Raw genomic sequence first — 18,907 nt, 5'->3', positions numbered from 1 at the left:
GCGCTCTTCAAAGCTCATCAGGGGGATTCGTTGTGAATGCTTTGAAAATATCCATTCTTGCGCTGGTTGCATCGGTTGCCCTTGCCGGCACTGCAACCGCTCGCGATCAAATTCAGATCGCCGGTTCATCGACCGTATTCCCATATGCCAAGATCGTGGCCGAAACTTTCGGCGAGACCTTCACCAACTTTAAGACCCCGGTGGTCGAGTCCGGCGGCTCCGGAGCCGGCCTGAAGGAATTCTGCAAGGGTGTGGGAACGGATTCGATCGACATCGCCAATTCGTCGCGTCCCATCAAGGACAGCGAAGTCGCAGCCTGCAAGGCTGCCGGTGTCGCTGACATCCAGCAGGTCAAGATCGGCTATGACGGCATCGTCTTTGCTTTCGACAAAAGCAATCCGGATATCAGGTTCGAACCGGTCGATCTCTACAAGGCGCTTGCTGCCGAGGTCGTCGTCGATGGCAAGCTCGTCGCCAATCCTTATAAGAAGTGGTCTGAGATCAATCCATCGCTGCCGGATTTTGAAATCGCCGCCTATATTCCGGGCGAGAAGCATGGCACGCGCGAAGTTTTTGAAGAGAAGGTGCTTGCTGCCGGCTGCAAGGCTTCCGGCGCGGCCGATGTCATCAAGGCAGCATTCTCGGATGCCGCTCAGCAGGCGAAGAAATGCATTGCCGTGCGCAAGGATGGCGCCGCAGTCGATATCGATGGCGACTATCCCGAGACCTTGGCCCGCATTAATGCCAACAAGCATGGCATCGGTGTGTTCGGCCTGTATTTCTTCCAGAACAACGCCGACAAGCTGAAGGTCGCCACCGTCAGCGGCATCGTACCCTCGGGCCAGACGATCGCCGATGGCACCTATCCGGTATCGCGACCGCTGTTCTTCTACGTCAAGAAAGCCCATCTGGGTGTCGTCCCGGGGCTCAAGGAATATGTCGATTTCTTCACGAGCGATCAGATGATCGGACCGGACGGCCCGCTGGCGGAATATGGCCTCGTGCCGGCGCCGGATGCTGAGCGCGACCAGATCCGCAAGGACTTCGCGGGCGGGAAGATCATGTGACTGCTGAAGGGTCGGGCACCGGTGCGGCTTTCCGCTGCCCCGGGGTTCGCCGGGGAATGGGAATGAGTGTATCGCTGCTGCTGCTCTGCTTGTCGGTCTTCGGCGCCTCCGCTTTCGTGCTGGGGCGAGTGAGGGCGGCTGCGCTGTCGGGCGGCAGGTCTTCGTCCATGCATTCCCGGCTCGGCTATCACGGTGCCTATGCCGCCATATGGGCGGTACTTCCGCCCCTGGCACTCATCTGCGCCTGGCTGATCGTCAGTCCCATCGTCATCGACCGCCTGGTGACCAAATCCTTTCCCGAGGAGGTTCAGTCTCTGCCGCCGGCTGAGCTCAATCTCAGCTACGGCATGGTGCGCAGCATCGCCCGTGGCATGCGCATGCTCGATAGCCAGGAGCTTGCCGACGTTGATGGCGGCAAGGCCGATCTTCAGTTGCTGTTGGCGCAGAAGGGCGTTCCACTCGCCGTACGCCCCACGGGCTACATGATCGAGGCCGCGAATAGATATAATGGCATGCGTGAATTGAGCCGCATGATCATGTCGGTAGCGGCGATCGTCCTGTCGTTGCTTTGCGCAGTCCATGGTCTTCGCGCGATTGCGCCGCGTTTTCGCGCCCGCAACCGGGTCGAGCAGGTCATTCTCGGAGCTCTGATCGTTGCCTCCTCCATTGCGGTGCTGACAACGGTCGGCATCGTCGTTTCCATGCTTTCGGAGGCGGCGCGTTTCTTCAGCGTAGTGCCGGCCAGCGAGTTCTTCTTCGGCACCGTCTGGGACCCGCGCTTCACCGGCGCCGGCGCGCAGACCTCGGGCACCTTCGGTCTGATCCCGCTCCTGGCAGGTACGATTTATATCGGGCTCGTGGCCATGCTCTTTGCCGTGCCTATTGGCCTGTTTGCCGCGATCTACATGGCCGAATATGCCTCGGCTCGCGTCCGTTCCATCGCCAAGCCGATGCTGGAGGTTCTGGCCGGCATTCCAACGATCGTCTACGGCTTCTTCGCCCTTGTCACAGTCGGCCCCTTCCTGCGCGATATCTCCGCCGAGATAGACGGGCTGATGACCGGAAACTACAGAAGCTTCATCGAGGCGCAGAGCGTTTTGACGGCTGGCTTTGTCATGGGCGTGATGCTCATCCCTTATGTTTCGTCGCTGTCGGATGATATCATCATGGCTGTGCCGCGCTCGCTGCGCGACGGCTCGCTCGGGCTTGGTGCCACGCGGTCGGAAACGGTCAAGCGCGTGCTCCTGCCGGCGGCTCTTCCGGGCATCGTCGGCGCGCTGCTGATGACCGCGTCGCGGGCGATCGGCGAAACCATGATCGTGGTACTGGCCGCAGGCGTTGCCGCGCGCATGCAGCTCGATCCCTTCGAGCCGATGACGACGGTCACGGTGAAGATCGTCAATCAGCTGACCGGCGATCTGGAATTCACCTCGCCGCAGACGCTCGTCGCCTTCGCCCTCGGCATCACGCTGTTCTGCCTGACGCTGTGCCTCAACGTCTATGCGCTCTACATTGTCCGTCGATACAGGGAGCAATACGAATGAGCGGCGTCGTATCTTCCTCTCAGCTCAACATGCCGCGCGGTCTGACGCCGGGTGCGTCTGTGCACCGAGATATCGGCATCAAGCGGCGCTATGCCGCCGAGCGTCGCTTTCGCGCCTATGGGATGACCGCCGTCATCTTCGGTCTCGTCTTCCTTATCATCCTGGTCTCGACCGTGGTCCGCACAGGCTATACCGCCTTTGTCCAGACTTCGATCACCCTGTCGATCGAATTTACCGAGAAGGTAATCGACCCGACGGGTAAGCGCATGAACGATCCGAAGGTGCTGATCGCTGCCAATTACCCCGTACTGGTGCGCGATGCGTTGGTGAAAGCGCTTGGCATCGATCCGGCCAATCGCACGCTTGTACGCGAGGCGATGGCGATGGTGTCGGACAGCGCCAGGATCGTGTTGCGCGACAGAGTCGTTGCCAACCCCTCTATCATAGGGACGACACAGAGCGTCACATTCCGGGCCAGCGCCAACATCGATTCCGCCAACAAGGGGCAGATCGATCTGACCGTCAGCGAGAAGGATCGCAAGATTTCCAACCGCCAGGTCGCATGGATGAAGCAACTCAGCGAAAGCGGCGCGCTTCATAAGGCCTTCAACAGCGGTCTCTTTCTGTCGGGCAATTCGAGCCGGCCGGAAGCCGCCGGGCTTGGTGTCGCGCTGATCGGCTCGCTCTACCTGATGCTGACCGTTCTCGTACTTGCCTTGCCGGTCGGCGTTGCCGCCTCGATCTATCTGGAAGAGTTCGCACCGAAGAACCGGCTGACGGATCTGATCGAGGTCAACATCAACAATCTCGCTGCTGTCCCCTCGATCGTCTATGGCCTGCTGGGTCTCTCGGTCTTCATCAACATGATGGGGCTGCCGCGCTCGGCGTCGCTGGTCGGCGGCCTTGTACTGAGCCTGATGACGCTGCCGATGATCATCATCGCCACGCGCTCCGCCTTGCGTGCAGTGCCGCCGTCGATCCGCAGCGCAGCGCTCGGTCTTGGCGCATCGCGCATGCAGATGGTCTTCCATCATGTTCTGCCGCTCGCGATGCCTGGCATTCTGACGGGCACGATCCTAGGGCTTGCCCATGCGCTCGGAGAGACCGCGCCACTGCTTCTGATCGGCATGGTCGCCTTCGTTGCCAATTATCCGGCATCGCCGCTCGATCCCTCGACGGCGCTGCCGGTGCAGATCTACATGTGGGCGAGCGAAGCCGAGCGGGCCTTCGTCGAAAGGACGTCCGGCGCCATCATCGTGCTCCTCTTCTTCCTCGTCGCGATGAACATCGGCGCCATCCTGCTGCGCCGCCGCTTCGAGCGGCGCTGGTAAGGGAGGGCGCACGAAATGAACATGATGACGGAAGCTGCCAGCGAAAGAGCCTTGGCCAAGAAGATGACGACGATCCCTTACAAGATGATCGGCCAGGACGTTTCTGTGTTCTACGGCGACAAGCGGGCGCTCTTCGACGTCAATCTGAAGATCCGCGCCAATACGGTCACGGCTCTGATCGGCCCTTCCGGCTGTGGCAAGTCCACCTTCCTGCGCTGCCTCAACCGCATGAACGATACGATCGAGACCTGCCGCGTCACCGGCAAGATCACGCTCGACGATCAGGATGTCTACGACGACAGCATCGACGTCGTGGAATTGCGCGCCCGCGTCGGCATGGTCTTCCAGAAGCCCAACCCGTTTCCGAAGTCGATCTACGAGAATGTCGCCTACGGCCCGCGCATCCATGGCCTGCATCGCTCGAAGGCCGATCTCGAGCATATCGTCGAAACCAGTCTGCAGAAGGCCGGTCTCTGGGGTGAGGTGAAGGATCGGCTCCATGACGCCGGCACGAGCCTGTCGGGCGGCCAGCAGCAGCGCCTCTGCATCGCGCGCGCCGTTGCGGTCAGCCCGGAGGTGATCCTGATGGACGAGCCGTGCTCTGCGCTCGATCCGATCGCAACCGCCAAGGTCGAGGATCTCATCCACGAGCTTCGGGAGAATTTCACCATCGTCATCGTGACGCATTCCATGCAGCAGGCCGCTCGTGTCTCGCAGCGTACCGCAATGTTCCATCTCGGCCACCTGGTCGAGGAGAACGACACCGATAAGATGTTCACCAATCCCGACGATTTCCGCACGCAGGATTACATCATGGGCCGTTTTGGTTGATGATGGCAGGCGCGCGGCTCCTTTCACACAGTTCACTTGAGGATAGAAAAATGGTCTCCACTCACATTCTCTCTGCCTATGACGAAGACCTGAAGTTTCTGACGCGCCGCATTGCCGAAATGGGCGGCCTGGCCGAGCAGATGGTTAGCGACAGCGTACGCGCTCTCGTCAACAGCGACGCGGCCCTGGCCCAGAAGGTCATCTCCGACGACGTCGTTCTCGACCATGCCGAGCGCGAAGTTGGTGACAAGGCGATCGTCACCATCGCTCGTCGTCAGCCGATGGCAGCGGACCTGCGCGAAATCATGGGCTCGATCCGCATCGCCTCCGATCTGGAGCGCGTCGGTGATCTCGGCAAGAATACCGCAAAGCGCGTCATCGCCGTTCAGGGCACGGGCGTGCCGCGTCGTCTCGCTCGTGGCATCGAACACCTCTCCGAACTGGCACTGAGCCAGCTCAAGGAAGTTCTTGATGTCTACGCCACCCGCTCGCCGGACAAAGCCGTGTCGATCCGCGAACGCGACGAGGAAATCGACGCCATGTACACCTCGCTCTTCCGCGAGATGCTGACCTACATGATGGAAGATCCGCGCAACATCACCACCTGCACGCATCTTCTCTTCTGCGCCAAGAACATCGAGCGCATCGGCGACCATGCCACCAACATCGCCGAGACGATCTATTACATGGCGACCGGTGCTCAGCCGGAAGGCGAGCGCCCGAAGGACGATACCGCCAACACCGTCGGCGCAGTGACGGAATAATCTGGAAGCGAAGAAAGGAGACCATAGGCGCATGGTTCCGAGAGTTGCTGTTGTAGAAGACGAGGAAGCGCTTAGCGTTCTGCTGCGCTACAATCTTGAGGCCGAAGGCTTCGAGGTCGACACGATCCTCAGAGGTGATGAGGCCGAGCTGCGTCTCCAGGAGCGCATCCCCGATCTCCTGATCCTCGACTGGATGCTCCCCGGCGTGTCCGGCATCGAGCTCTGCCGCCGGCTGCGTATGCGGCCGGAGACGGAGCGCTTGCCGATCATCATGCTGACGGCTCGCGGCGAGGAAAGCGAGCGCGTGCGCGGACTTTCGACCGGCGCGGACGATTACGTCGTCAAGCCGTTCTCGACGCCGGAGCTGATGGCCCGCGTCAAGGCGATGCTGCGGCGCGCCCGCCCGGAGGTTCTCTCCACGGTGCTGCGTTGCGGCGATATCGAGCTGGACCGCGAAACCCATCGCGTCCACCGCAAGAGCCGCGAAGTCCGGCTGGGGCCGACAGAATTCCGCCTGCTGGAGTTCCTGATGTCCTCGCCAGGCCGCGTCTTCTCGCGTTCGCAGCTACTCGATGGCGTATGGGGGCACGATATCTACGTCGATGAACGCACGGTCGACGTCCATGTCGGCCGTCTGCGCAAGGCGCTCAATTTCTCCAATATGCAGGATGTCATCCGTACCGTTCGCGGCGCGGGCTATTCCATGGAAGCCTGAGCGGCTTGCCGCTCGGGTGTTACTAAATAGCGGCGGAAATAGAAAAACGGGCCTCGAGGGGCCCGTTTCTCTTTGTCTTGCGGTAACTTTCAGCCGTTGTTGCGACGGCGGTCATGCACCGGCTGGTAGGCCATGCGCTGATGATAGGTGCAGTAGGGCGACGAATCCGGGCTGTCATTGCCGCAGAAGTGGAAGTCGTCCTTCAGCGGGTCCCCGACCGGCCATTTGCAGGTGCGTTCCGTCAGCTCCGTCAGGCCGAGGCGGCGGGAGATCGGAACGACGACGTTCGATGCCGGGCGATACTGAATTTCATTGACGGAATCGATCTCGATCTCTTCCTTCAGCATGGTTGCACCCTGCTGGCGGGCGACCACGGTGCGGGTAGCGACGCGCGAGCCGTAGGTCGTTGCGCGAGGAGCCGCGGCACTGCGCTTTGGCGTGCGCGTCGCGGTTGCCGTGCCGCCCGCCTTCGCTCGGCCAGGAAGGTTCAGGCGGTGCACCTTGCCGATAACGGCATTACGGCTCACGCCACCGAGCTGCGCAGCGATCTGGCTGGCGCTCAACCCTTCGGACCATAGCTTTTTCAGCTTCTCGACGCGTTCGTCTGTCCAATTCATGCCCTGTCTCCGCTGTCGCGTTTCCGATGGCAGAATCCCTCACCATTGCCTCGCATGGGAACGAGGCGCGAAACGCTCTAAAATTGTGGTGACTAGTTCCGCCGCATGCAGTCTAGCAATTGCTTTTTAACCTAGTGTGAGGCTGACTCCGTGACAAGAGTCGCGAGAATCTTGAGGAATCGATTTCGAGGTTTTCCCCAACTTGCTGCCTAGGCGTGGCATTTCTGCAATAGGCGCCGCCGAACCTATCTCTTTTGCCCGCAAGCGCTATCTCGCACCTGCTAAAACGCCAGTTTTGTTGACATCGCGATGCAAAACATCAATAGTGCCCGGGCCGCCGCAAGGCGGCATTTTTGATTTTTTCGGACCCGTTTCATCAAATCGAAGCGATCGGTCCTTAAAGTTGTGATCAGGAGATATGGCCATGGCCGAGACCACGCCGCTTTATGACACCTATATGCGCGCTCCGTTACGGTTCGAGCGAGGCGAGGGCGTCTGGCTGGTCACCGAAAATGGCGAGCGCTACCTCGATTTCGCAGCCGGCGTCGCGGTCAACTCGCTTGGCCATGCCCATCCTCATCTTGTCGCCGAGCTGAAGGCACAGGCCGACAAGGTCTGGCACCTGTCGAACCTCTACGAGGTGCCCGGTCAGGAGAAGCTGTCGAAGCGGCTGACGGAAGCGACCTTCGCCGACAAGGTATTCTTCACCAATTCGGGCGCCGAGGCGCTGGAATGCGCCATCAAGACGGCGCGGCGCTATCAGTTCTCCAAGGGACATCCTGAAAAGTTCCACATCATCACCTTCGAGGGCGCCTTCCACGGCCGCACCATCGCGACCATCGCCGCAGGTGGCCAGGAGAAGTATATTGAGGGCTTCGGCCCCAAGGCACCGGGTTTCGATCAGGTACAATTCGGCGATCTCGATGCCGTGCGCGCCGCCATCACGGATGCGACGGCCGGAATCCTGATCGAGCCGGTCCAGGGCGAGGGCGGCATCCGTCCGGCCACCAACGAATTCCTGCGCGGGCTGCGTGAGATCTGCGACGAACATGGCCTGCTGCTGATCCTCGACGAAGTACAATGTGGCGTCGGTCGCACTGGCAAGCTTTTCGCCTATGAATGGGCCGGCATCAAGCCTGATATTATGGCTGTCGCCAAGGGTATCGGCGGCGGTTTCCCGCTCGGTGCATGCCTTGCGACGGCAGAAGCCGCCTCAGGCATGAAGGCGGGCACGCACGGCTCGACCTATGGCGGCAATCCGCTTGCCATGGCGGTCGGAAATGCGGTTCTCGATATCGTGCTTGCCGAAGGCTTCCTGCAGCATGTGCGCGATGTCTCGCTGGTCTTCCGCCAGGGGCTCGCCTCGCTCAAGGATCGTTTTCCTGACATTATCGAGGACGTTCGCGGCGAAGGTCTGATGCTCGGCATCAAGGCGGCCATTCCGCAGGCAGAGCTGCTGCAGGCGGTCCGCGCCGAGCATTTGCTTGGCGTGCCGGCCGGCGATAACGTCATCCGCCTTCTGCCGCCGCTGGTCGTCACCGCCGAAGAAGCACGCGAAGGTCTTGCCCGCCTGGAGCGTGCCGCCGAGCGTGCGCGCGCAGCTCGCACCAAGAAATCGGCTTGAGTTCAACGCCCGTAGATGGGGCGTTCCTGCCCCACGCGGGCGTTATTGTTTTTTCTGGAGCACAGGTAAGGACATGGCTTCTCCGAAACACTTTCTCGACCTCTCTGCCGTTCCGGCGGCCGATCTGCGCAACATCATCGATGACGCGATCGTGCGAAAGAGCGCGCAGAAGGCTGGCACTGCCGACAAGCCGCTCGCCGGCAAGATGCTGGCGATGATCTTCGAGAAGCCGTCCACCCGAACCCGCGTTTCCTTCGATGTCGGCATGCGACAGCTGGGCGGCGAGACGCTGTTCCTCTCCGGCACCGAAATGCAGCTTGGCCGCGCCGAAACGATCGGCGATACGGCCAAGGTGCTGTCGCGCTATGTCGATGCGATCATGATCCGCACGACCGATCATTCGCGCCTGCTGGAGCTGGCGGAACATGCGACCGTTCCGGTCATCAACGCGCTGACCGACGATACGCATCCCTGCCAGATCATGGCGGATATCATGACGTTCGAGGAGCATCGCGGCCCGATCAAAGGCAAGACGCTCGCCTGGACGGGCGACGGCAACAACGTGCTGCATTCGCTGATCGAAGGTGCGGCACGCTTCGGCTATCGCATGAATATGGCGGTACCCCTTGGTTCTGAGCCGAAGGATCACTATCTGAACTGGGCCCGCAACGAGGGCGCCGAAATCATGCTCTCGCATGATGCAGACCGTGCGGTCGCCGGCGCCGATTGCGTGGTAACCGATACCTGGGTTTCCATGAATCAGGAGCACCGGGCACGCGGTCACAACGTCTTCCAGCCCTATCAGGTCAATAAGGCTTTGATGGCACAGGCCGGCAAAGACGCTTTGTTCATGCATTGCCTGCCCGCCCATCGCGGAGAGGAAGTGACGGACGAGGTGATCGATGGCCCACAATCCGTTGTCTTCGATGAGGCGGAAAACCGCCTTCATGCGCAAAAGTCGATTCTTGCTTGGTGCCTGGGCGCGATCTGAAGATATTAAACCGCGTCTCAAGGGCGCGGGCGCAGTAGGAGTAAAGCAATGGCCGAAAATGCCGCAACGCTGGGTCAGTTTGATTTCGCCGGTGACGATCATGTCGTTCCCTTCCAGGTGGAAGGTCTGGACGTGCGCGGCCGTGCCGTACAGCTCGGTCCGCTGCTGGACGCGATCCTTGCCCGGCATGACTATCCGACGCCGGTTGCACGCCTTCTGGCGGAGGCCATCGTCCTGACCGTCCTGCTTGGCACGTCGCTGAAATTCGAAGGCAAGTTTACCGTACAGACCAAGGGCGACGGTCCCGTCGACCTTCTGGTTGCCGATTTCACGACGCCGGAAAACGTTCGCGCCTATGCCCGTTTCGACGAAGAAGCACTGGAAAAGGCAGTCGCCGAAGGCCGGACCGAGCCGGAACAGCTGCTCGGCAAGGGCGTCCTCGCCTTCACCATCGATCAGGGCCGTTTCAGCCAGCCCTATCAGGGCATTGTCGCGCTTGATGGCGCCTCGCTCGAAGAGATTGCCGGCACCTATTTCCGTCAGTCGGAGCAGATCCCGACGCGCGTGCGTCTGGGGGCGGCAGAACTTTTCGACCGTGATGAGAACGGCAAGCCGCGTCACCGCTGGCGGGCCGGTGGCCTGATCGCGCAGTTCCTGCCCGAAGCGCCCGAGCGTATGCGTCAGCCGGACCTGCATGGCGGCGATGGCGATACCGGCGTGCGCGATCATGTCGAAGACGATGCCTGGGCGGAGGCACGCAGCCTGGTGGAAACCATCGATGCCGATGAGCTGACGGATCCGCAGGTTGGCACCGAGCGCCTTCTCTATCGCCTGTTCCACGAGCGTGGCGTACGCGTCTACGAGCCGAAGGCCGTCTATGACCGTTGTTCGTGCTCGCGCGACAAGCTGAAGGGCGTCTTGAAGGGCTTCACGGCCGAGGAGATCGAGGCCAGCCAGGAGAATGGCGAGATCGCCGTCACTTGTGAATTCTGCTCTACGACGTATCGCTTCGAAGTGTCGGAGATAGAGGCGGCCTGACGGTGCCGATTTTGTCGGCTCAGTTCAGCGTGCGCAACAGGTTGGGCGTGTCCAGAGAAAAGGCGGGGATCTTGACATGGAATTGCTCTCCGTCGTCCGTTTCCATCTGGTAATGGCCGAACATCATGCCTGACGGCGTATCCAGCGGGCAGCCCGATGAATATTCATAGGTATCGCCGGGTTTCAGATGCGGCTGCTCGCCGACGACGCCCGGCCCCGTCACCTCATCCACCATGCCATTCATGTCGGTGATGTGCCAGTAGCGCGTCACCAGCTTCACGGCCTTCTTCGAATGGTTGGATATGACGATGCGGTATCCCCAGACATAGCGATCGTCGTCCGGATCGGATTGCTCCTCCAGATAAAAAGGTTCGACGACAACCTCGATGTCGCGTGTTAGGGCGCGATACATGCCTGATACCTTGCCACTGCCCTGAAGCGCCGAGCGCTTCTCCAAGCCTCACTGCCGCTTCAGCATTTCCACATCCGCAGCATATTATCCGCATTCCACCACCCCCGCCAAGAGCGGGATATCTAGCGGTATCCTATAACCAGCCCGTTCCGTCAAGGAACGGCGTGATGAAAACTTGCGTGAACGGGTAGAGCCTTCCCGGCATTTAGCTATTACAGCTAATAACGAAGGTTAACGAGACGTCGAAAGAAGTATCTCAAATCGTCTGTCATTTGGTATTCTCTGACATGAAGCCTCTCTCTCCACTTTTGGTGAGAAGAAACGCTTGCCGCAGCCAAAGGTGCACTTGTAGGTTGCTCGTCATATCTGCAGCCCGCCGATCAAAATCTCCAGCTCATATAATTCCTCATTTCATCTTATGTTCCCTGGGGGGCGTGACCGCAATTTTCATCGGAAGGCATTTCGGCTATCATCTGATTCTGGCATGGCCCGTGCCTCCCCCCTCCATTCGGGAAAGTATATTTCATGCGGGGCCGTCGATATCAAAACCGACTGTTTGAGCGCCTGGCATAAGGAGGGGTTGCGGTCATTGCTCGCAATAGGAGGTTTAGATGAGGCTTTCTGCCCCTGTTTATCATTTAAAGCGCAAGGCTAGGCTCCTGTCTCGCCAGCAGAAAATCCCCTTGCACGCCGCGCTGGATCGCGTCGCGGCTGGCGAAGGCTTTGCGGGCTGGAGCTTGCTCGCAAGCAAAACGAGCTCAGCTGTGCCCATCGGTGAGCTATATTCGCGTCTGAGCCCGGGCGATCTGGTGCTGATCGGCGCGCGGCGCGGTCACGGCAAGACCCTAATGAGCTTGCGGCTCGCCGTCGAAGCCATGAAGGCTGGCAATCGCGGTGTTTTCTTCACGCTGGAGGACACGGAAAAGGTCGTCCTGGACCGTTTTCCTGTCATCGGTGCCGATTATGCGGAATTTGCCGATCTGTTCGAATTCGACAATTCAGATGCCATCAGCGCCGATTATATCGTCGAGAGGCTGGCCGGTGCGTCACGCGGCACGCTGGCGGTGGTCGATTTTCTGCAGCTGCTCGATCAGAAACGGGAAAAACCGGAGCTGATGATCCAGGTCCGGGCGCTGAAGGCGTTTGCGCGCGCCAGAGGCGTGATCGTCGTCTTTGTCTCGCAGATCGACCGTTCCTATGATCCGGCGCTGAAACCAGTGCCCGATCTCTCGGATGTTCGCCTGCCGAATCCGCTGGATCTCAAATTGTTCGACAAGACGGTCTTCCTGAACAACGGTCAGGTTGAATTCAAGGCCGCTAGCTGACGAGCTACCCTATCTCTCGCGAGATTGCCCGATGAGGGCAGGTGGAGCCGCCCGGAAAAATCCGGGCGGCTCGATCGATATCAGGCGGAAACCTGCTCGAGCGCGCGGGCGAAGTCCTCGACCAGATCCGCGCTGTCTTCGATGCCGGCGGAGAAGCGCACGGTGCCCGGCGAAATGCCGAGCTCGGCGCGGGCTTCGTCGGTGAGGTTCTTGTGCGTCGTGGTGGCAGGATGGGTGATCAGGCTCTTCGAGTCGCCGAGATTGTTGGAAATCTTCACGATCTCCAGCGCATTCTGCAGCTTGAAGGCCGCTTCCTTGCCGCCCTTGAGCTCGAAGGCGACCAGCGTAGAGCCGCCGCTCATCTGCTTGGCGATGATATCGGCCTGCGGATGGTCCCTGCGGCCGGGATAGATCACGCGGGCGACCTTGTTGGTCTGCTCGGCGAGGAAATCGGCAACCTTGGAGGCGTTCGCCGTCTGCTGCGCAACGCGCAGCGGCAGCGTCTCAATGCCTTTCAGCAGCGTCCAGGCGGTAAAGGGAGACATGGCCGGGCCGGTGTGGCGGAAATAGTCCTGCAGGTTCTCGTCGATCCACTGCTTGTCGGAAAGGATGACGCCACCAAGCGAACGACCTTGGCCGTCGATATGTTTGGTGGCGGAGTAGACGACGATATGGGCGCCGAGTTCCAAAGGCTTTTGGAAGAGCGGCGTGGCGAAGACGTTGTCGACCACGACCTTTGCGCCGATCTGGTTGGCGAGCTTGGCGACGGCGGCAATATCGACCACTTCCAGCGTCGGGTTGGTCGGGCTTTCGAGGAAGAAAACCTTGGTGTTCGGGCGGATGGCTTTTTCCCAGTTCTCGGTAAAGCGGCCGTCGACCAGCGTGCATTCGATGCCGTATTTCGGAGCCAGCGTCTCGACCACCCAGCGGCAGGAGCCGAAGAGGGCGCGGGCAGCGACGATATGATCGCCGGCCTTCAGCTGGCAAAGGATGGCTGCGGAGACAGCGGCCATGCCGGACGCGGTGGCGCGGGCGTCTTCAGCGCCTTCCAGCGCGCACATGCGCTTTTCGAACATGTCGTTGGTGGGGCTGCCGTAGCGGGCGTAGATAAAGCCGTCCGTCTCGCCCTTGAAACGGGCTTCCGCCGCTTCCGACGTGTCGTAGACGAAGCCCTGGGTCAGATAGATTGCTTCGGAGGTCTCGCCGAATTGCGAACGGAGCGTTCCGTTGTGTACGAGCTGGGTTGCGGGGCGCCAAGTCTTGCTCATGCCATCACCACTTTCAAAACAAAAAAACCGGTCGCAAAAGCAGACCGGTTCAACCCCGGTCTTTTTAGCCATTTGTTTAACGTGGCTGCAAGCCGACCGGCCAAATCACCACGGGATAAGTTGCAATACTGCCGTTGACGGCTTGCGTCAATTCCCCGAGTTTGGTTTTGTCTGCGACAAATTATGAGAGAAGCATGATGGCTCGCAATACTGGAATTTTGGCCGATCGCGCCATCGCAGCGCTGTTTGAAACGGGGCGGCTGACGAGCGAGAGAGAACTGGACGTCGATCAGATCCAGCCGGCAAGCCTTGACCTGCGGCTCGGCTCGCATGCCTTCCGCGTCCGCGCCAGCTTCATGCCCGGTCCATCACATCTCGTCGCCGACAAGCTCGACCGGCTGAAACTGCATGTGGTCGATCTCTCCGAAGGCGCTGTGCTGGAAACGGGCTGCGTCTATATTGTGCCGCTGATGGAGCGGCTGGATCTACCCGAGGATATGTCGGCCTCCGCCAATCCGAAGAGCTCGACCGGCCGTCTCGACATCTTCACCCGCGTCATCACCGACCGGGCGCAGGAGTTCGACAAGATCCCGGCCGGCTATTCCGGCCCGCTCTATCTCGAAATCAGCCCGCGCACCTTCCCGATCGTCGTTCGCCGCGGTTCGCGCCTGTCGCAGATCCGCTTCCGCGTCGGCCAGGCCCTGCTCACCGAGCCGGAACTGCTGGCGCTACACGAGAGCGAGACGCTGGTCGCCAGCAAGAAGCCGAATATCACCGGCGGCGGCATCGCGCTCTCGATCGATCTTGCCGGCGACAAGGAAGGCCTGATCGGCTATCGCGGCAAGCACCATACCGCCGTCGTCGACGTCGACAAAAAGGCCCAGCACGATATTTTCGATTTCTGGGAACCGCTCTATAGCCGCGGCCGCACCGAGCTGATCCTCGATCCCGATGAATTCTACATCCTCGTCTCGCGCGAGGCTGTGCATGTGCCGCCGCATTTCGCCGCCGAGATGACGCCGTTCGATCCGCTGGTCGGCGAATTCCGCGTCCACTATGCCGGCTTCTTCGATCCCGGCTTCGGCCATGCCCCGGCCGGCGGCCGCGGCAGCCGCGCCGTGCTTGAAGTGCGCAGCCACGAAGTGCCCTTCATCCTCGAGGATGGCCAGATCGTCGGTCGCCTGATCTATGAACACATGCTGGAACAGCCAAGCAGCCTCTACGGCTCTGGCCTCGGCTCGAACTACCAGGCACAGGGTCTGAAGCTCTCCAAGCACTTCCGGCTTTGATCGATTGCCGACCGGCCTTGACAGAGGCCGGTAACTGTTGGACATCTCACGGTGTCAGGCGGGTGTAGCTCAATGGTAGAGCAGCAGCTTCCCAAGCTGAATACGAGGGTTCGATTCCCTTCACCCGCTCCATAATCTTCACGCGAGAAGCGGTCTCTTCGTTTTCAGCGTTTCCTTCAGCGCTTCCCCAAAAATTGCGATCGGACGGGCAAGCCGCCCCGCCGGCGGCCGATGCACCAGCCAGTTGACGACTTTCGGGCTGAAATCCGGGGCTTCGACGATTTCGACCAAATCGCGCCAGCGGCTGTCTGCTAGTGCGGCCGGCGTCAAGACGCCGATGCCGAGACCGCGCGCGACCAGCGACATTCTGAGATCGGCGCTCATGGCCTCGACGCCGACGTCGAAGGGCAGGCGTTCGGCTTCGAAGCGATGCTGAATGAAGGCGCGAAAGCCGCAGCCGCTCTGGTTCATGATCCAGGGGAAGCGGGAGAGATCTTCCAATCTCGGTTCCTTGGGGACGCCCAGCGACGGTGCCGCGACGAGAATGACGGCATGGACTCCGAGCATCTCGCCGACGACATTATCCGGCGGCTGCAGCCCTTCCGCCAGGCAGACGGTTGCCGCATCGAGCTGACTGTGAGCGACCTGTTCGATCAGTTGCGGCGACCAGCCGGTAACGATGCGCAGCGTCAATTGCGGAAACTGGCCGCGCAATTCGTCGAGCGGGGCCGATAAGGCCGCTTCGGAGAGATAGGGCATGATCCCGAGGCGGAATTCGCCGCCGATCGTGCCGCCGGGCGAAACGCCGGCCTTGAGATCGTCGAGCGAGCGCAGCACCCGACGGCCATGCTCATAGGCCTCGCGTCCTGCCGCCGTCGGCCGCAAGGGCTTGGACTGCCGGTCGAGGAGAGCGATGCCGAGACTGTCTTCCAGGTTCTGTATGCGCCGGGTGATGCCTGGCTGGGTCAGATTGATGCGTGCGGAGGCGGCAACGATCGAACCTGTTTCCACCACTGCGACGAAAGCTTCCAGGTCATGAATGTTCATGCTGAGCTCGCATAATCATTATTAGTTCATTTCAATTGCCGCATTATGCAACGAAGCGATAAAGATGGCTATCTTTATTATCAGAAATTTGGAGAGATCATGTCGCAGGTCCCGGAATGCATCACGAGCGAGTCGGAGGAAGAGGTTTCCGCAGCAACGGCCGCTCCCTCGACATTGTTGTTCGCCATCGCGACCGGCGTCATCATCATCAATCTTTTCGCGCCTCAGACACTGGTCGGCATCATCGGTCCGTCGCTCGGCTTTTCCGAAAGCGGTGCCGGCCTGGTGGCCATGGCCTCGCTGCTTGGCTACGCCGCCGGCCTGTTCTTTCTGGTGCCGCTGGCGGACCTTATGGAGAACCGGCAGCTGGTGCTGCGCATGCTCCTTTCGGCTCTGGTCATGGCCGTTGCCGCCGCCTTCGCGCCGACCGGCTGGAGCCTGTTGATCTTCCTCTTCCTTCTGGGAGCGGCCTGCTCCGCCATCCAGATCCTCGTGCCCATCGCGGCAGCGATGGCGCCGCCCGAACATCGCGGCCGGGTGATCGGCAATGTCATGAGCGGCGTCATGGTCGGCATTCTTGTCTCACGCCCTTTGGCGAGCCTGATTGCCGACTTTTGGGGCTGGAGAAGTTTCTATGCCCTGAGCGCCGCAACGCTTGCGCTCCTCGCCGCTGTGCTTGCCCTGCGCCTGCCCGAGCGGCGCCCTCTGATCAGCACGAACTACGGGGCCTTGATCGGTTCGCTCTTCAAGCTTTTGCAGGAGGAACCGGTGCTGCGGCTGCGCGCCTTCACGGCGGCCTTGATGATGGCGAGCTTCAGCCTGTTCTGGACTTCCGTCGCACTGCGTCTGGCGCAGCCGCCGTTCTCGCTCGGCCAATCCGGCATCGCGCTGTTTGCCCTTGTGGGCGCCGGTGGTGCCGCGGCGACCTCCGTCTTCGGCCGTATGGGCGACAGGGGATGGACGCGGACGGCGACATTGGCCTCGCATCTGATCGTGCTTGCCGCGATGGCGCTGGCCGCCTGGGTGGGTGGAATACGCTCGGGCAGCTCCGTGGCCCAGTTGATCCTTCTGGGCATGAGCGCCGTCTTGCTCGATGTCGGCGTCACCGGCGATCAGACCTTGGGTCGCCGTGCCGTCAATCTCCTGAAGCCGGAGGCGCGCGGGCGGATCAATGGTCTGTTCGTCGGCATCTTCTTCCTCGGCGGGGCTCTCGGATCGGCGCTCGCCGGCACGGCATGGGATTTCGGCGGCTGGGCTGCGGTATGCGCAGGGGCGGCGGGCTTTGGCGTGATTGCATTGATCACGGGCCTTGCTGCGCGCACCTGAGCAATGCAAGGACAACACTTGTGACTGCGCTGCCGCATCGCCATCTGTGACGCATTCAGGTGGCCGCCAGACAAGCATGCAAAAACAGGCGCCCCTTGTCAGGAGCGTCGGAATGCGTGGAATAGCATGGTTTTACAGGCTGAGGGCGCTCTTTCGGAGTGGTGCGCTGAAGATCGCCCGCAGCACGAAAGTACCTCTCAGCACCAGGATCATCTGGCGGCGCGGCGACGTTCGCATCGGGGAAAGAGTGCATTTCCGCAAGGGAGTCGTCATCGATGCACAGGAAGGCAGCATCGAGATCGGTAATCACGTCTCCTTCAACGATTACAGCATTCTGCTGGGCCGCGGCGGGATCGTCATAGGCAATGATGTACGCATCGCTGCGCATGCGATGATCGTTTCCTTCGATCACAATTTCGATGATATTTCCCGCCCAATTCGTCTTCAGGGCGTGACGAAGAAGCCGATCGTCATCGAAGACGATGTCTGGATCGGAGCGGGCGCCAAGATCCTCGGTGGCTCCCATATTTCCAAAGGATGCGTCATCGGTGCGAATGCCGTCGTCAAGGGTAGGACCGAGCCTTACGGCATCTATGTCGGTACCCCGGCAAGGCTGTTGAAGCGGCGCGGGGAGGCGGGCGGCACCCGATCGGCAAAGATTGAACGGCTCGTTCTGCCGAAAAAGTAAAAGGCTCGAACGCCGCTCATCCCGGAGCCGCTTCGACCATCAGTAGGCCGCGATATTCCCCCTGCGGCATGACTCTGCTACATCGGATTCGTGAAACCAGAAATGTGCATCCACGACCGGAGGCCGGATCCAGACCATGCGTGTTTGCCTTTCCTCGATCATGTCGGCCGCCCGGCATCTTGCGCTTACGGCCTTGATCGCCATGTCCTGCACCCTGCCGCTTGCCGCTCAGGAGACGAAGCCGCCGAGCCTGCCGATCCTGTTCGATGCGCGTGAGCGCCTGCCGAAGCCGGATCTGTCTTCGCTGGTCAGACTGCGCTTCCTGACGTCGATCGACTTTCCGCCCTTCAATTTCCTCGATCAGAACGGCAAGCTCACCGGCTTCCATGTCGAGCTGGCGCGCAAGATCTGCGACGAGCTGGCAATAGCGGACAAGTGCCAGATCCAGGCCTTGCCCTTTGGCGAATTGCAGGGCGCACTTGCCGCTTCGCAAGGCGATGCCGTCATCGCCGGCGTTGCGGTCACACCCGAACTGCGCAAGACCTTCGCCTTTTCACGGCCGTTCCTGATGTTGCCTGCCCGTTTCGTGCGCAATCTCAAGGCATTGATCGGCGGCACGACAGCTGCCTCGCTCTCGGGACATCCTGTTGGCGTCGTCAAGGGCACAGTGCATGAGGCAATGCTGACGGCCTTCTTCCCGGCGATCAAGCCGGTGCCCTTCGATGACAAGGATGGGCTTCTGGCCGCCGTCAAGGACGGCAAGGTCGATGCCGCATTTGCCGATGGCCTGCAGCTTTCCTTCTGGGTCTCGTCGCCGGCGGCGGAAAAATGCTGCGCTCTTTTTGACGGTCCCTACCTGTCACAGCAATTTCTCGGCGAAGGCATGACCATCATGCTGCGCCAGCAGGACGCCGATCTGACGGCGGCGATCAACCATGCGCTTGCCACGCTGTCTCGCGATGGCAGGCTGCAGGAAATTTATCTGCGCTATTTTCCCTATGGGCTTTACTGATTAGCGCAATTTCGGAAA

The 18,907-nt window shown here is 60.7% G+C and carries 18 protein-coding genes, 1 tRNA gene and 1 riboswitch; of the genes, 15 read left to right on the top strand and 4 right to left on the bottom strand.

Annotated elements, in window-relative coordinates; all coding sequences use genetic code 11:
* Nucleotides 1–32: 32 nt before the first annotated feature.
* From GDN47_RS15840 to phoB, 6 genes are all read left to right on the top strand, one after another.
* Entirely contained in the window at nt 33–1,067 is a 1,035-nt protein-coding gene (locus GDN47_RS15840; protein ID WP_113390036.1) for a substrate-binding domain-containing protein, read from the top strand.
* Nucleotides 1,068–1,129: 62 nt separating this feature from the next.
* A complete protein-coding gene (pstC, locus tag GDN47_RS15835; RefSeq protein ID WP_152093736.1) occupies nt 1,130–2,611 on the top strand; it encodes a phosphate ABC transporter permease subunit PstC in 1,482 nt (493 codons plus the stop codon).
* Nucleotides 2,608–3,942 (top strand): phosphate ABC transporter permease PstA, encoded by a 1,335-nt coding sequence (gene pstA / locus GDN47_RS15830; protein WP_371865507.1) that lies wholly within the window; start codon nt 2,608–2,610, stop codon nt 3,940–3,942. The genes pstC and pstA overlap by 4 nt, the downstream gene beginning before the upstream one ends.
* Nucleotides 3,943–3,957: 15 nt before the next feature.
* Nucleotides 3,958–4,773, top strand: a complete 816-nt coding sequence (pstB, locus tag GDN47_RS15825) for a phosphate ABC transporter ATP-binding protein PstB (RefSeq protein ID WP_113332018.1) — start codon at nt 3,958–3,960, stop codon at nt 4,771–4,773.
* A 50-nt stretch (nt 4,774–4,823) separates the two neighbouring features.
* Complete coding sequence (phoU, locus tag GDN47_RS15820) at nt 4,824–5,537, top strand: phosphate signaling complex protein PhoU (protein WP_015338719.1); 714 nt, start codon at nt 4,824–4,826, stop codon at nt 5,535–5,537.
* Nucleotides 5,538–5,568: 31 nt separating this feature from the next.
* Nucleotides 5,569–6,252 carry a phosphate regulon transcriptional regulator PhoB gene (phoB, locus tag GDN47_RS15815; RefSeq protein WP_004128368.1) on the top strand — a complete coding sequence of 228 codons (684 nt, stop codon included), beginning with the start codon at nt 5,569–5,571 and terminating at the stop codon, nt 6,250–6,252.
* Nucleotides 6,253–6,341: 89 nt separating this feature from the next.
* On the opposite strand, the gene GDN47_RS15810 is transcribed toward phoB, so the two are convergent.
* Nucleotides 6,342–6,869, bottom strand: coding sequence for a GcrA family cell cycle regulator (locus GDN47_RS15810; protein WP_113332019.1), 528 nt, complete (start codon nt 6,867–6,869; stop codon nt 6,342–6,344).
* A 424-nt stretch (nt 6,870–7,293) separates the two neighbouring features.
* Here GDN47_RS15810 and GDN47_RS15800 point away from each other — a divergent pair, with 424 nt between their 5' ends.
* The 3 genes from GDN47_RS15800 to GDN47_RS15790 all read left to right on the top strand — a co-directional run bounded on the left by GDN47_RS15800 (nt 7,294) and on the right by GDN47_RS15790 (nt 10,522).
* Complete coding sequence (locus GDN47_RS15800) at nt 7,294–8,493, top strand: aspartate aminotransferase family protein (RefSeq protein WP_152093735.1); 1,200 nt, start codon at nt 7,294–7,296, stop codon at nt 8,491–8,493.
* Nucleotides 8,494–8,566: 73 nt separating this feature from the next.
* Nucleotides 8,567–9,484: an ornithine carbamoyltransferase gene (gene argF / locus GDN47_RS15795; RefSeq protein WP_069611241.1), complete on the top strand. Its 918-nt coding sequence runs from the start codon at nt 8,567–8,569 to the stop codon at nt 9,482–9,484.
* Between the two features lie 48 nt (nt 9,485–9,532).
* The gene (locus GDN47_RS15790) at nt 9,533–10,522 is read left to right on the top strand and encodes an Hsp33 family molecular chaperone (RefSeq protein WP_113390039.1); all 990 of its coding nucleotides are present in this window, start codon (nt 9,533–9,535) and stop codon (nt 10,520–10,522) included.
* A 19-nt stretch (nt 10,523–10,541) separates the two neighbouring features.
* Here GDN47_RS15790 and apaG read toward each other — a convergent pair whose 3' ends face one another.
* Nucleotides 10,542–10,934, bottom strand: a complete 393-nt coding sequence (gene apaG, locus GDN47_RS15785) for a Co2+/Mg2+ efflux facilitator ApaG/CorD (protein WP_113332090.1) — start codon at nt 10,932–10,934, stop codon at nt 10,542–10,544.
* A gap of 611 nt (nt 10,935–11,545) precedes the next feature.
* Between apaG and GDN47_RS15780 the strand changes: the two genes are divergently transcribed.
* Nucleotides 11,546–12,259, top strand: a complete 714-nt coding sequence (locus tag GDN47_RS15780; RefSeq protein ID WP_152093734.1) for a DNA helicase — start codon at nt 11,546–11,548, stop codon at nt 12,257–12,259.
* Nucleotides 12,260–12,339: 80 nt separating this feature from the next.
* Here the strand turns inward: GDN47_RS15780 and GDN47_RS15775 are convergent, their stop codons facing one another.
* Nucleotides 12,340–13,527, bottom strand: coding sequence for an O-succinylhomoserine sulfhydrylase (locus GDN47_RS15775; RefSeq protein WP_152093733.1), 1,188 nt, complete (start codon nt 13,525–13,527; stop codon nt 12,340–12,342).
* Between the two features lie 43 nt (nt 13,528–13,570).
* A riboswitch (SAM riboswitch) is annotated at nt 13,571–13,649 on the bottom strand.
* A gap of 72 nt (nt 13,650–13,721) precedes the next feature.
* Between GDN47_RS15775 and GDN47_RS15770 the strand changes: the two genes are divergently transcribed.
* A complete protein-coding gene (locus GDN47_RS15770; protein ID WP_069611245.1) occupies nt 13,722–14,816 on the top strand; it encodes a 2'-deoxycytidine 5'-triphosphate deaminase in 1,095 nt (364 codons plus the stop codon).
* Nucleotides 14,817–14,874: 58 nt separating this feature from the next.
* A tRNA-Gly gene (locus GDN47_RS15765) sits at nt 14,875–14,948 on the top strand.
* Between the two features lie 6 nt (nt 14,949–14,954).
* Here GDN47_RS15765 and GDN47_RS15760 read toward each other — a convergent pair.
* On the bottom strand, nt 14,955–15,863 hold the full coding sequence (locus tag GDN47_RS15760) for a LysR family transcriptional regulator (protein ID WP_152093732.1): 909 nt from the start codon (nt 15,861–15,863) through the stop codon (nt 14,955–14,957).
* Nucleotides 15,864–15,962: 99 nt separating this feature from the next.
* Here GDN47_RS15760 and GDN47_RS15755 point away from each other — a divergent pair, with 99 nt between their 5' ends.
* The 3 genes from GDN47_RS15755 to GDN47_RS15745 all read left to right on the top strand — a co-directional run bounded on the left by GDN47_RS15755 (nt 15,963) and on the right by GDN47_RS15745 (nt 18,889).
* Nucleotides 15,963–17,189: an MFS transporter gene (locus GDN47_RS15755; protein WP_152093731.1), complete on the top strand. Its 1,227-nt coding sequence runs from the start codon at nt 15,963–15,965 to the stop codon at nt 17,187–17,189.
* A 112-nt stretch (nt 17,190–17,301) separates the two neighbouring features.
* Nucleotides 17,302–17,877, top strand: coding sequence for an acyltransferase (locus GDN47_RS15750; protein ID WP_113332027.1), 576 nt, complete (start codon nt 17,302–17,304; stop codon nt 17,875–17,877).
* Nucleotides 17,878–18,079: 202 nt separating this feature from the next.
* Nucleotides 18,080–18,889 carry a transporter substrate-binding domain-containing protein gene (locus GDN47_RS15745; RefSeq protein ID WP_233788613.1) on the top strand — a complete coding sequence of 270 codons (810 nt, stop codon included), beginning with the start codon at nt 18,080–18,082 and terminating at the stop codon, nt 18,887–18,889.
* Nucleotides 18,890–18,907 lie beyond the last annotated feature (18 nt).

The sequence above is a fragment of the Martinezella dioscoreae genome (assembly GCF_009176305.1).
Lineage (GTDB): Bacteria > Pseudomonadota > Alphaproteobacteria > Rhizobiales > Rhizobiaceae > Rhizobium > Rhizobium dioscoreae.
Note: the sequence above shows the minus strand (reverse complement) of the source record. Positions and strands in the feature narration are given on the sequence as shown.

What these genes read in the sequence shown, in the direction of transcription:
- apaG (WP_113332090.1), bottom strand. Translation starts at nt 10,934, where the DNA reads ATGTATCGCGCCCTAACACGCGACATCGAGGTTGTCGTCGAACCTTTT.
- GDN47_RS15790 (WP_113390039.1), top strand. Translation starts at nt 9,533, where the DNA reads ATGGCCGAAAATGCCGCAACGCTGGGTCAGTTTGATTTCGCCGGTGAC.
- pstB (WP_113332018.1), top strand. Translation starts at nt 3,958, where the DNA reads ATGAACATGATGACGGAAGCTGCCAGCGAAAGAGCCTTGGCCAAGAAG.
- pstC (WP_152093736.1), top strand. Translation starts at nt 1,130, where the DNA reads ATGAGTGTATCGCTGCTGCTGCTCTGCTTGTCGGTCTTCGGCGCCTCC.
- GDN47_RS15800 (WP_152093735.1), top strand. Translation starts at nt 7,294, where the DNA reads ATGGCCGAGACCACGCCGCTTTATGACACCTATATGCGCGCTCCGTTA.
- GDN47_RS15780 (WP_152093734.1), top strand. Translation starts at nt 11,546, where the DNA reads ATGAGGCTTTCTGCCCCTGTTTATCATTTAAAGCGCAAGGCTAGGCTC.
- GDN47_RS15770 (WP_069611245.1), top strand. Translation starts at nt 13,722, where the DNA reads ATGATGGCTCGCAATACTGGAATTTTGGCCGATCGCGCCATCGCAGCG.
- pstA (WP_371865507.1), top strand. Translation starts at nt 2,608, where the DNA reads ATGAGCGGCGTCGTATCTTCCTCTCAGCTCAACATGCCGCGCGGTCTG.
- phoU (WP_015338719.1), top strand. Translation starts at nt 4,824, where the DNA reads ATGGTCTCCACTCACATTCTCTCTGCCTATGACGAAGACCTGAAGTTT.
- GDN47_RS15775 (WP_152093733.1), bottom strand. Translation starts at nt 13,527, where the DNA reads ATGAGCAAGACTTGGCGCCCCGCAACCCAGCTCGTACACAACGGAACG.
- GDN47_RS15810 (WP_113332019.1), bottom strand. Translation starts at nt 6,869, where the DNA reads ATGAATTGGACAGACGAACGCGTCGAGAAGCTGAAAAAGCTATGGTCC.
- argF (WP_069611241.1), top strand. Translation starts at nt 8,567, where the DNA reads ATGGCTTCTCCGAAACACTTTCTCGACCTCTCTGCCGTTCCGGCGGCC.
- GDN47_RS15745 (WP_233788613.1), top strand. Translation starts at nt 18,080, where the DNA reads ATGTCCTGCACCCTGCCGCTTGCCGCTCAGGAGACGAAGCCGCCGAGC.
- GDN47_RS15755 (WP_152093731.1), top strand. Translation starts at nt 15,963, where the DNA reads ATGTCGCAGGTCCCGGAATGCATCACGAGCGAGTCGGAGGAAGAGGTT.
- GDN47_RS15750 (WP_113332027.1), top strand. Translation starts at nt 17,302, where the DNA reads ATGCGTGGAATAGCATGGTTTTACAGGCTGAGGGCGCTCTTTCGGAGT.
- GDN47_RS15760 (WP_152093732.1), bottom strand. Translation starts at nt 15,863, where the DNA reads ATGAACATTCATGACCTGGAAGCTTTCGTCGCAGTGGTGGAAACAGGT.
- phoB (WP_004128368.1), top strand. Translation starts at nt 5,569, where the DNA reads ATGGTTCCGAGAGTTGCTGTTGTAGAAGACGAGGAAGCGCTTAGCGTT.